Annotated in this window: 8 protein-coding genes; 2 read left to right on the top strand and 6 right to left on the bottom strand. The window is 70.3% G+C overall.

The annotated features are described in order from the left end of the window. On the top strand, positions 1–393 hold a 393-nt coding region (locus tag HY049_08020; protein MBI3448843.1), incomplete at its 5' end, for a hypothetical protein. A 2-nt stretch (positions 394–395) separates the two neighbouring features. Here HY049_08020 and HY049_08015 read toward each other — a convergent pair. The 5 genes from HY049_08015 to HY049_07995 are packed head-to-tail and all read right to left on the bottom strand — an operon-like array spanning position 396 to position 7,141. Continuing rightward, the gene (locus HY049_08015; protein ID MBI3448842.1) at positions 396–1,133 is read right to left on the bottom strand and encodes a glycosyltransferase; all 738 of its coding nucleotides are present in this window, start codon (positions 1,131–1,133) and stop codon (positions 396–398) included. Positions 1,134–1,138: 5 nt separating this feature from the next. Beyond that, a complete protein-coding gene (locus HY049_08010; GenBank protein MBI3448841.1) occupies positions 1,139–2,578 on the bottom strand; it encodes an RtcB family protein in 1,440 nt (479 codons plus the stop codon). Beyond that, positions 2,575–3,672, bottom strand: coding sequence for a hypothetical protein (locus tag HY049_08005; GenBank protein ID MBI3448840.1), 1,098 nt, complete (start codon positions 3,670–3,672; stop codon positions 2,575–2,577). Before HY049_08005 ends, HY049_08010 begins: the two co-directional genes overlap by 4 nt. Next, on the bottom strand, positions 3,669–5,963 hold the full coding sequence (locus HY049_08000; GenBank protein MBI3448839.1) for an ABC transporter ATP-binding protein: 2,295 nt from the start codon (positions 5,961–5,963) through the stop codon (positions 3,669–3,671). Before HY049_08000 ends, HY049_08005 begins: the two co-directional genes overlap by 4 nt. Beyond that, complete coding sequence (locus HY049_07995) at positions 5,960–7,141, bottom strand: glycosyltransferase family 4 protein (protein ID MBI3448838.1); 1,182 nt, start codon at positions 7,139–7,141, stop codon at positions 5,960–5,962. Before HY049_07995 ends, HY049_08000 begins: the two co-directional genes overlap by 4 nt. A gap of 182 nt (positions 7,142–7,323) precedes the next feature. Between HY049_07995 and HY049_07990 the strand changes: the two genes are divergently transcribed. After that, positions 7,324–8,352, top strand: a complete 1,029-nt coding sequence (locus HY049_07990; GenBank protein MBI3448837.1) for an aminoglycoside phosphotransferase family protein — start codon at positions 7,324–7,326, stop codon at positions 8,350–8,352. On the opposite strand, the gene HY049_07985 is transcribed toward HY049_07990, so the two are convergent. Continuing rightward, positions 8,340–10,232, bottom strand: coding sequence for a sulfatase (locus tag HY049_07985; protein ID MBI3448836.1), 1,893 nt, complete (start codon positions 10,230–10,232; stop codon positions 8,340–8,342). The genes HY049_07990 and HY049_07985 overlap by 13 nt on opposite strands. Positions 10,233–10,346 lie beyond the last annotated feature (114 nt).

Below are 10,346 nucleotides of genomic sequence, written 5' to 3'. Positions count from 1 at the left end.
CGGAAACGGCACGGGCCGATCCGGGAGTGGGAGGTCCTCGCGCTCTGCCTCCGGGACTTCTGGAAGACGTGGGACAACGCCGAGACGCGGCGCCAGAGGCGCGACAATCCAACGCTCGAGCGCGATGGGTGGCGGTGCACCGCGCCGGGGTGCCGGTCGATGGGTTCGGGGCGGCTCCACGAGCACCACGTCGTCTTTCTATCGGAGGGAGGCGCGGCGAACGACCCGGCGAACCTCACGACGCTGTGCGTCGGCCACCATCTGGGGCTGCTGCACGAGAGGAAGATCCGCTGCTCCGGGCGCGCCCCCGATGCGCTTCGATGGGAGTTGGGGGTCGTCCCGGGGCGGGAGCCGTTCCTGGTCTACCTCGGCGACCAGCGATCTTTGACATGAGCTCAGTTTCCGGCGGGTAGTTTCCCTCTCCGGATCAGCGCCCGCCGGAAGGGCGTCACGAGCCGGCTCTCGCGCCACGGGTCGAGCCCCGCGTCCTTCAGGATCCCGAGGGCGTCGATCTTCCTGTTGAGGACCGGGGAGGCGGCCTCGGCCCGCGACTTCGCGCCGTGGTGAATCAGTATCGCGGGGCGCGGCGGGACGAGGCGGTAGCGCCAACCCTTCGCCCACGCGCGCGCGGTGAAGACGTACGGCGAGCCATTCCACGGGTACGCCTCGTCGAGCGGGCCGATCGCGGCGTCGTCGTAGAGCTCGCGGCGGAAGAGGAAGCAGTGGCCGTCGATCGCACCGAAGAGCGGGCCGAGAGGACGGTAGTTGTGCTGCGTGCCGGTGATGCCCACGCGCGGCCCCGAGGCGAGCGCGGCGAGGAGACGCTCGAGCCAGTCGTCGCGCAGCGCCTCGACGTCGGGGTTCAAGAGCATGAAGTACCGCGAGGCCGGGTGGGCGGTGGCCAGCGCCTGGTTCAGCGCCGGGCACCAGAGGCGGTTCTCGTCGTTCAGCTGCAGCCTGATGAAATCGACGGTCCTGAGATAGTCCCGGGTGTCTTCGCGGCTCGCGTTGTCGACGACGAGGATCTCGTGGGGAAGAGTCGTGTGGGCGCGAAGGCTCTCGAGGCAGCGCCTCACGTAGTCGGTCGCGTTGTAGGTGACGATGGCGATCGAGACGACCGGAGCGACCGGCATCGGCGTCAGCCCTTGAGCACCGCGATCGGGCGGAGCCTCGCGGCGGGGACGGCGACGTCGGCCCCGGCGAGGAGGGCGACGATCTCGTCGACTCCCTCGTCGGAGAGGTTGACGAGGCTCTCGGGGATCGCCGAGCGGTACGTGAACTTCACCGTGCGCCGATCGCGGCGCGGCGTCAGGAGCCCCAGCTCCTCGAACCGCTCGACCGTGCGCCCGGCGCCGTGGTCGGCCGAGTTCAGCGTGGCGGCGGCACCCTCGCGGCTGACCAGGAGATAGCTCGACGTCCGGTTCGTGCCGGGGAGCATCGAGGGGCGGCCGATGCGCCGGTAGAGGCTTCCCTCGGGCCAGTGGGAGGGGGGGGTGATCCGGACCGCGTTGTGCCGGTGCACCCAGAGCGATCTCCCCCCGATGGACTCGCGCCCGATCACGTTGTGCGAGAGATCGGCGATCACCTCGAAGGCGCCGTCGCCGCGCCCGGTCGCCCTCGTGAAGGCGCGCCGCACCAGATCGAGGACCGCCACGCGGTTCGCGTATCCGAAGTTGCTCGCGGCCTTGAGCGAGAGCATCAGCCGCCGCCCCTCGTCGGATCCGGCCGGGACGGGGATGAAGTCGCGGCGCGCGAAGTGGTAGCGCCAGCGGCGCGAGAGATCGCCGGGGCGGCGGGCCCGCCCGAGGTGCAGCGGGATCTTCCGGAAGAAGTATTTGCGGCGCCGGTTCGAGGAGGTCTTCAACCGCGAGGCGTAGAGGCGCCCCAGATCGTGGCCGAGCCGCTCCGAGCCGGTGTGGTACATGACGACGATCTGGCCCGCCGCCAGGCCCAGGGCCTCCGCGGCCGCGGCGTCGCGGATCTCCTCGACGATCTGGATCTCGAGGAAGTGGTTTCCCCCGCCGATGAAGGCGAACGACGTGCGCCCGCGTGCAAGGCACTCCTCGTCGAGGGCGTCGAGGACCGCGGCGCGATCCGTCTCCCGCTCCGAGAAGAGGGAGCCCCTCTCCTCCATCCCGGCGATCGACTGCGGATCGAACTCGTACCTCGCGGCGGCGGCCCGCCCGCCGCCCATCACGAAGTCGAGGGCCTCGTCACGGGTGATGGCCGGGGCCGACCGCGAGCGGGGGATCTCGTCCCTCACGGCCGTCATCAGTCGCGCGATGGCGGCGCTGTCCTGGAGCTCGGCGGCGGCGAGGGAGGTCTTCACCAGCGTCATCCCGCAGTTCATCGAGGGGCTCGAGAGGGAGAGGACGATGTCGTCCTCCGTCGCGGTGGCGGTGCTCGACGGGACCTCGAGCCCCGGCTTCCAGTGCAGATCCCCGAGGGCCACGACGGGCGCGGCCACGTACGGGAGGGCCGCGATCGCCTCGAGGCGCCCGAGCGCCTCGGCGTCGGGGGGGGTCCGCGCGCCCGAGAGGACGCGGATCTTCGACGGCGCGCCGGTTTCCGGCGTCACGCGCACACCTCGCGGATGCGGGCCAGGGTGACCGACACCGGCTCCCCTTCGCCGATGCCGAGGAGGTACGCGCGCGAGCGCGAGAGGAGGGCCGAGAGGCGCGCCGGCGCGATCGTGCGATCCGATCCGGCCGCGACCGCGAGCGAGAAGAGGGCGGAGGCGGAGCGATAGCCGTCGACCTCGCGGACGAGATCGCGGGCCGCGACGAGGTGCGCGAGCGCCTCCTCGGGGCCGAGCGGGCGGATGACGGCGCGCTTCGTCGACCTGAGGAGGATGACGGCGTCGGCGACGGCGTCCTGCGCGACCCTCCCCGCCTCGACGCGGTACGTCGGCTTCGGGTGGGCCGTCGGCGGGACGTCGGAGGTCGACGGGACGAACCCCGCCGCGCCGATCGCGGCGACGCTCGACGGGTCGAGGCGCACCGGCTCGGGAAGGGAGTAGATCCGCTCCTCGTCGTGGAGAATCAGGTTGTCGGAGATGAAGCGGAAGGAGGGATCCGCCATCAGCGAGAGGGCGAGCGTCGCTTTCCCCGCGCCGCCGAGCCCCGAGAGGACGATGGCCCTGCCGTTCCTCTCCACCGCGGAGGCGTGCAGCAGCCCCCACCCCCGGGTCCTCTCGAAATGCCAGATGAGCGGGTAGTAGACGGCGTAGTACATCAGCTTGAAGAAGGTGCGGTGCGTCTTCTTCGCGCGGCGCGACGCGCGGAGGTAACGGACGTGCGAGAGGGGATCGCGCGGTGCGTACCCGCACGAGGCGCTCACGTGAAAACCGCCGGGCTCCCGCGCCGCGCGGATCGTCAGCCCCTCGAAGCCGGGGACGCGCGTCCAGACGAGCTCTCCGTCCGTCTCGAAGAGCTCCTTGCCGATCCGCTCGCCGCGCCCCGAGCCGTCCAGGGAGCCCCTGGCCTTCGCCGCCGCCCCCCAGGCCCATGAGAGCGAGATCCGGAGATGGGGCGCGGGAAGAGAGTCCGCCGAGGCGCCGAGATGCGCGAGGGCGTACGCGAGAGCCTCGCCGGATTCGGACTCCACGTTGACCCTGACCCCGTGGAGCGTCCAGCCGATCCTCGCCGTCCGCGCGAGCGCGGCCTCGGTCATGCCGTCGCCCCCGGAAGCGGGAGAGCCCCGGCCTTGATCGCGGCGTCGGCGCCAGTCCCGGCGGCGGCGCCGGTGCTGCCGTTCAGGTCGGGCATGTCGCGGAACTGGACCTCGTACAGCCGCCGGTACAATCCCCCCGCGGCGATCAGCTCGTCGTGGGTCCCCTGCTGCGCGATGCGCCCCTGCTCCATCACGATGATCCGATCGGCCTTCAGCACGGTGGAGAGGCGGTGCGCGATGACGATGGTGGTGCGCCCCTTCACGAACGTCTCCATCGCCTCCTGGATCAGCCGCTCGGACTCCGAGTCGAGGCTGCTCGTCGCCTCGTCGAGGATGAGCACCGCCGGATCGCGCATCACCGCGCGCGCCATGGCGATGCGCTGCCTCTGCCCTCCGGAGAGCATCACGCCGCGGTCGCCGACGATGGTCTGGTACCGCTCGGGGAGGTTCGTGACGAACTCGTGCGCGTGCGCGGTCCGCGCCGCGCGCTCCACGTCCTCGACCGAGCCGTCGCGGTTCCCGAACGAGATGTTGTTGAGAATCGTGTCGTGGAAGAGGATGGGCTCCTGCGTCACGAACCCCATCTGCCGCCTCAGCGAGTCGAGCTTCGCCTTCCGGATGTCGAGCCCGTCAATCTCGACGCATCCCGAGACGACGTCGTAGAAGCGCGGCAGGAGGTTGACGAGCGTCGACTTGCCGGCCCCCGAGGGGCCCACCACCGCGATGAACTCCCCCTTGCGGATCGTGAGATCGATCGAGCGGAGGACGGGGTTCGAAGGATCGTACGCGAACGAGACCCCCTTGAACTCGATCTTCCCGGCGAGCACGGGGATCTCGACCGCGTCGTCGGCCTCCCGCAGATCCGGCACGTGGTCGATCTCGAGGAAGACGTCCACCGCGCCGGCCACGCTCTCCTGGATCTCGCCGACGGCGTTGTTGAGCTTCTTGATGGGCGAGTAGCACGCCACCATCGCCGCGTAGAAGACGACGAAGTCTCCCGGGCTCATGTCCCCCTGGAGGACGGCCATGCCGCCGAGGAGGAGGAAGACGACGATGAAGGCCGCGCTGAAGATCTCGACCACCGGCTGCACGAGCGACTTGGCGCGCGCCCCGCGCATGTCGTACCTGAAGGCCTCGGCGTTGGCCGACTCGAAGCGCTCGCGCTCGTGATCCTCCATCACGAACGCCTTCACGATGCGGATCCCCTCGATGCTCTTCTGGAGGAGCGTGACCATGTTCGCGCGCTCCCGGAGCGAGCGATCGGTCGAGCGGCGGATCCACCGCCCGGTCACCATGATCAGCAGGTAGTTGAGCGGGAAGATGAGGATGCCGATCGTCGCCAGGCCGGGGTTGATCGAGAAGGCGAGGACGAGGGAGCCGACGAGGATCATCGGCTCGAGGACGACGTCCTGGAGGAGCGACGTCATCCCCTTGTTCATCTGGTTCAGGGAGTTCGTGAACCGCGAGATGATGTGCCCGGACTTGCGGCGATCGAAGTACGCGATCGACTGGGAGATGATGCTGTCGAAGAGCTCGCGCCTAATGTCCATGAGCGTCCGGCGCGCGAGGAAGTTGGACCAGTACCCCTTGTAGTAGCCGAACGCCGACTTCAGGAAGGTCGCGCCGAGGATGAAGGCGGAGATGATGAGGAGCGCATGGAACTTGTTCGCGAAGACGTTCGTCTGGATCCACTCGGCGGCGACCTTGCCGAGGCTCGTCTTCCAGATGGGGGCGCGGAAGAGGGGCTCGCGGCGATCGGGCTCGAGCCTCAGGTTCAGCTTCGTTTTGGCGCCGTCCTCGATGCGGAGGCCCGGCGGGATCTCGATCTTCCCGTCCCAGCCGCGGCCGATCGTCTCGGCGCGGACGTTGAGCCCTTCGATCGTCCTGCCCGTCCGGTTCGTCAGCATGAGGGGGATGTCGTAGTCGATCATCTCCCGGCGCCCTTCGAGCGTCAGCACGTCGTGCTCGAGGACGCGCCCCTCGCGGCCGAACTTCGACTTCCACCCGTCGGGCATCTTCGGCCGGATGCGGATCCCGTCCACGAGGCGCCCCTGGCTGTCGGTGACGACGAGGGCCAGCTTGAAATCGGCCTCCTCGCCCGCGAAGAGGGTGTCGAAGAGGGGCTTCATCGCGCCGAGCGATCCGATCTGGAGCCCGGCGACGAGGAGCGAGAGGACGACCACCTGCGCGACGCGCAGCAAGTACGGGCGGAGGTACCCGATCATGCGGACGTAGATCCGCATGACGCCGCGCTCTCCCTTCGGCATCGACTCGGCGAGGGTCGGGCTCAACGCCGCCCTCCCGTCGCCCGCGCCGCGCTCGGGGCGGGAGGCGCGTGGGTGTGCGACCTGGCGGCGAGCACCTTCTCGTAGACTGCGAGCTCCGCGCGGGCGAGAATCCGCGGGCCGAACCGCGCCCTCACGTCCTCCCGCGCCCTCTCCCCCATCGTTCTCGCGCGCCGTGCGTCCCCGACCACCGAGAGGATGGCCGCCGCGAGGGCGGGGGCGTCCCCCGGGGGAACGACGAGCCCGGTCACGCCGTCCTTCAGGATCTCGCGGGCGCCGCCGACGTCGGTCGCGACGATGGGCGTTCCCACGGCCATTGCCTCCTTGATCGACGCGGACGAGGCGTCGCAGCCGATCGAGGGGAGGACGGAGACGTCGAGGAGCGACGTGATCACCGCGGCGTCGTCCCGGAACCCGAGGAAGCGGATCGACTCACCGAGGCCCAGCCCCTCGGCCTCGCGCCTCAGCTTCCCCTCGAGCGGCCCATGTCCTGCCACGAGGAGAACCGCCTCCGGATGCTTCGCCCGGATCTCGCGGAAGGCCCGGAAGAGATGCGTGTGCCCCTTGTCCTCGACGAGGCGGGCCAGCACGCCGATGACCGGCCCGTTCCCCTCGATCCCCAGCGCCTTCCGCACCGGCGCCGCGTCGACCCGCTCGTGGAAGAGATCCTCGCGGTACGCCGAGTGGGCGACCGAGACGCGATCCTCCGTGAGGAGGCCGGACTCGAAGAAGGGGCGGAAGTTGTCGCGCACGCTGTCGCTGACCAGAACGAGATGATCGATGGCGCGGCCGTAGAGCCAGCGGTTCGCCGCGTTGAAGCGGACCCGCTTGGTGTTGTGCCGCGTGGCCACGAACGCGCACGGGAGGGCGCCCACCGCCCGGAGAGAGGCCGCGACCCAGGTGTCCTGCGACCCGTGCGTGTGGAGGAGATCGAACGCGCCGCCAAGAACGAGCCTCCGGAGACGACGCCCATCGGCGAGGAACGAGAGGGCCCGAGCGGGCGGGGCGAAGGTGAACCCGTCGTCCACGGGGAGGCCCGCCTCGCGCGCGCGCCGCGTCAGCTCCCCCGGGGGGGCCGCGATGGTCGCGACGTGCCCCGCGTCTTTCAGCTCCCGGCACACCATGAGGACGCGGGCGGCCTGGCCTCCCCATCCTCTATGGAAATCGGTGTGAAGAACGCGCATGGGCCGTCCGCCTCCAGGTCGCATGGATGTCGTGGAAATCCGCCGCCGGGCCGCGGGGCTTGACGGCGGGCCGCCGGAATTGTTCAATCCGCCGGTCAGCTCATGCCCGGCCGGCCTACGTTGCGGCGGTAAGCGCCATCGCGGTCGACCCAACCGATCACAAGAGCCGGATTATAACACCCATGTCCGAGACCACCTTCGACGTGTACGGTTACGCGAGCGGCGTCGTCCTCCCCTCCCTGCATCTCGAGAACCACCCGTTCGTCGTGGGACGGCCGGGAGGAGGGGGGACGAGCTCGTCGGCGTGGAAGATCACGATCGAGCGCGCGCCGTCGCTCCTGGTGCGGTTCTACGCGGACCTCGGCCGGGCCCGGCGGTCGTCGATCGCCCTCAGGCACCTCGAGCGTCTCGATTTGCCGGCGCCGCGCCTCAGGCACGCCGACCTTCACCCCTTCAACCGGTTCTCGCGCACGAACGGCTACCCCCGCTACGCGACCACCGAGTCGTGGATCGAGGGGACGCGCGCCCTGGAATCCCCCGACGAGCCGGGGGTGGCGCTCGCCGTCGCGCGCCTCCTCGCCCGGTACCACACCGCGACGCGGACGCGGTGGGGGGCTCCGACGCTCCTCGGCGAGCTGAGGCCCTACGCGAAGACCACGATGACCGCCGCCCTGCGGATGATCCGCGAGCTCGGCGCCGCCGGCACGCTCGGCCCCGCGGAGGTCAAGGAGGCGGGGGCGCGGTTCAACGCCTGGATGCCGATGATCCTCAAGCTCTCCACGTACCACCTGTGCCTCAACGACGCGAACCGGCGGAACTTCATCGTGACCCCCGAGGGGGCTCTCGTCGCCATCGACATCCAGCGGATCTCCTACGAGCCCTGCGCGGAGGAGCTGGCGAACGCCCTCTACCACTTCTGCCGGCGCGACGAGATCCTCGCCGGACGGTTCGTCGAGACGTACCTCGCGGGCGCGGGAGCGTCGGCGCGCGAGACGTGGCGGCGCAGCGGCCCCTTCTACACGGCGCTCAACACGCTGAAGCGCCTCCACCGGCGATTCGCGTCGGGCGAGCCGAGCGACGCCGACCCGAACGTACCCCTGGCCGCGTGGAAGCAGATCCTGACGTCCCTCGCTCCGCCGCAGCGCATGTGGCCCGAGCCGGGGAGCGACCCACCCGAGGACTCGACGGAGCTCTCCCGTCAGTTGATGTAGCCGAGCGCCTTGAGCTGCTTGAGCGTCTCGGGGTCCACCTTCTCCCCCGGACGCCTCCCGCCGGACCCTGCGATCCCCCAGACCTTCTCGAAGGCGTCGAGCGCCGACCCCAGGGTCGCCGCGAGCTGAGGCTCCCGCGCCGCGGCGTCGTCGGCCTCCCCCGGATCCGCGCGAAGGTGGAAGAGCTTCACGCGCGTCCTCGCGGTCGGATCCGACGCCGGGGGACGGATGCGGATGAGCTTGTCGTCGCCGGCGTAGAGCGCCGACCAGGCGCGTCCCCCTTCGAAGAGCTGGCTGCCGATCGGCCGGGCGGCGGCCGGGGCGCCTCCGGAACGAAAAATCCCGGCGAGGGAGATCCCCTCGACCCGCGCTTGCGCCGGGAGACCCGCCATCTCGATGAGCGTCGGGAAGAGATCGAGTGTGCTCACGCGCGAGGGGATCCTCTCCCCTTTCGCGCCGCCACCGGCCGGCCACATGATCAGCGGGACGTGGAGCACCTCGCGGTGCAGGTTGTTCCCGTGCGTCGTGAAGCCGTGCTCGTAGAACTCCTCGCCGTGATCCGCGACGAGCACGATCGTCGTGCTCGCGGCGAGCGGGGACGCGCGCACCGCCTCGATGAGCCGTCCCACCGACTCGTCGGTGGCGGCGATGTCCTCGTCGTACAGCTCGATCACGTGCGCCCTCACCGCTTCGTCGTTCCGGTACCGCCCGGCGCGGAAGCGGCTCTCGAGCCAGTGATCTTTGACGTCGAAGCGGTGCCCGGAGCAGAACTTTCCGTGGTACTTCGGGATGGCGTTGTAGGGCGCGTGGACGTCCATGTAGTGGAGGTAGAGGAAGAAGGGCTTCGCGCCTTTTTCCGCGAGCCAGCCTTCCGCCCGCGAGGTGAGGTCTTCGGCGACGGGGACGAGCTCGGGATCGAGGCGGATCTTGTCCAGGCGGCGGAGCACGAGGTTCTTGAGCTCGACGCCCAGGAGGCGTCTCGCGAGGCTCAGGCGATCGAGATCTTCGTAGGCGTCGAAGCCGTCGTCGAAGGCGAAGGTGCGCTTGAGCCAGGCGTTCGCGGTGAATGCGGCGGTCTCGTAGCCGGCTGTTTTCAGCGTCGTCGAGATCTTTGGGAGGTCGTGTGGGAGGGTGTCGCCGCGCTCCACGGTCCCGTGCTGGCCGGGGAAGGTGGAGGTGAGGATCGACGACATCGATGGGAGGGTCCACGCCGAGGGGGCGACGGCGTTCTCGAAGACGATGCCGTCTTTCGCGAGGCGGTCGATCATCGGGGAGGTGGGGCGGGAGTAGCCGTAGAGGCCGAGGTGGTCGGCTCTCAGGGCGTCGATCACGATGAAGACGAAGTTTGGTTTCGCGCCGGCGGGCGCCTCGGCGCTCGCGGTGAGGTGGGCGCCGTGGGCGCGGTGTGTGGCGGCCATCCCTCCCCACGACGCGACGAGGATTACGAGGACGACGACACGCCCCGCGGGCCCGGCCTCCGGCATGCGGCGGGAGGCGGCCACCGCGACGAAGCTCGCGATGACCGCGGCGAGGATGGCCCCGGCGATCCAGCCGGACTTGGGATCGAAGTCGCAGGCGGCGAGGAGCGCGAGAGCGCCCGCGCACGCGGCGACCGCCCTGGCGGGGGCGGAGACTTGCGTCGGTCGACCCCGCATCGACCGGGCGGCGTCGAAGGCGTGGACGGCGGCGAGGGCGGCAACGGCGGCCGCAAGCAGGTACGTGCCTCCCGCGAGGGCGAGGGAGGCTGTCTCACTCCACGGAACGGGGGGGACGGCGCCGCGCGTCACGCGCAGCGCGTCGAGCCACGCGGCCGTTCCCGCGGCAGCGGCGATCGAGACGAGGTCCCGCGGCGCGCGGGCGATCGAGGTGGCCGGACCCATGGCGCGGCATGTTAGCGGAATTCGGCAGGAGCGCCGATCGAGCGGACTACGTCGGCGAGCGCTTGCCGATCCATCCATCCCGGAGATACTCTTGACGCATCGAAATAACGGCCG

It is taken from the genome of Acidobacteriota bacterium (genome assembly GCA_016195325.1).
In the GTDB taxonomy this organism is placed as follows: Bacteria; Acidobacteriota; Polarisedimenticolia; order JACPZX01; family JACPZX01; genus JACPZX01.
The sequence above is the reverse complement of the archived record's forward strand: the minus strand, read 5'-3'. Positions and strand labels throughout refer to the sequence as shown.

Coding starts and splice junctions, on each gene's coding strand:
- HY049_08015 (MBI3448842.1), bottom strand. CDS start 1,133: ATGCCGGTCGCTCCGGTCGTCTCGATCGCCATCGTCACCTACAACGCG.
- HY049_08005 (MBI3448840.1), bottom strand. CDS start 3,672: ATGACCGAGGCCGCGCTCGCGCGGACGGCGAGGATCGGCTGGACGCTC.
- HY049_07995 (MBI3448838.1), bottom strand. CDS start 7,141: ATGCGCGTTCTTCACACCGATTTCCATAGAGGATGGGGAGGCCAGGCC.
- HY049_07990 (MBI3448837.1), top strand. CDS start 7,324: ATGTCCGAGACCACCTTCGACGTGTACGGTTACGCGAGCGGCGTCGTC.
- HY049_07985 (MBI3448836.1), bottom strand. CDS start 10,232: ATGGGTCCGGCCACCTCGATCGCCCGCGCGCCGCGGGACCTCGTCTCG.